A 645-nucleotide genomic window follows, 5' to 3' on the forward strand; every position below is an offset into this window, starting at 1 on the left:
CAAGGGTCTCGGGGGCATGCCCCCGAGACCCTTGTCATCCCATCAACCCCAAGCCATAAAAAACGGGAACTCTCCTTTTGAGTGGATACAAAAAGGGGGGCACGTCAATGCAATTGATGCCCAGAAGATAAAAGGGCTGGGACCAGCCGTCGCCAATCTGCTGTATTTCCTGCATCCTACGATCATGCCGCCTTTCAATACGGCGATCGTGAACGGCTATAATTCCTTGACCGGATCAAAGGTGAAGCTGGGGCGATGGGAGGAATATCTTGCGATGCGGCAGGGTATCCTGAAGCTGAATGCGACCTACCGTTCGCTGCTGTCTAATGATCTGGGCGCTATTGGAGGACTGCTGTTTGATCTCGGAAGCGGACGCTATTCAGCTCCGCCTCTCGAGGACGACGAAACAGCGCGGAAACTCTGGGAAGCCGATCTTCACCAGGTGAGGGAGCAGAGCGCGAAAGAGGCTCGGGTCTTCGCTGCGGAGCGAGAAACGGATCATACTCATACCGAAATTCAGGGCTGGCTTCGCGATCTAGGCTCAGGACCTATTAATTTATTGAACTGAATGTGTTGTTGTGATTCACAGGCTTACCGATGGAGGGTGGGCGTGTGAGTGATGTGTTTATGCTGTCTGAGAGCCAG

At 53.5% G+C, this 645-nt stretch carries 1 pseudogene; it reads left to right on the plus strand.

The annotated features are described in order from the left end of the window. Positions 1-103: 103 nt before the first annotated feature. Positions 104-541 (plus strand): annotated as a pseudogene (locus PY793_RS14110) (type II restriction endonuclease); the annotation flags it as partial. Between the last annotated feature and the right edge of the window lie 104 nt (positions 542-645).

It is taken from the genome of Acetobacter fabarum (assembly GCF_029069195.1).
GTDB classification, from domain to species: domain Bacteria; phylum Pseudomonadota; class Alphaproteobacteria; order Acetobacterales; family Acetobacteraceae; genus Acetobacter; species Acetobacter fabarum_A.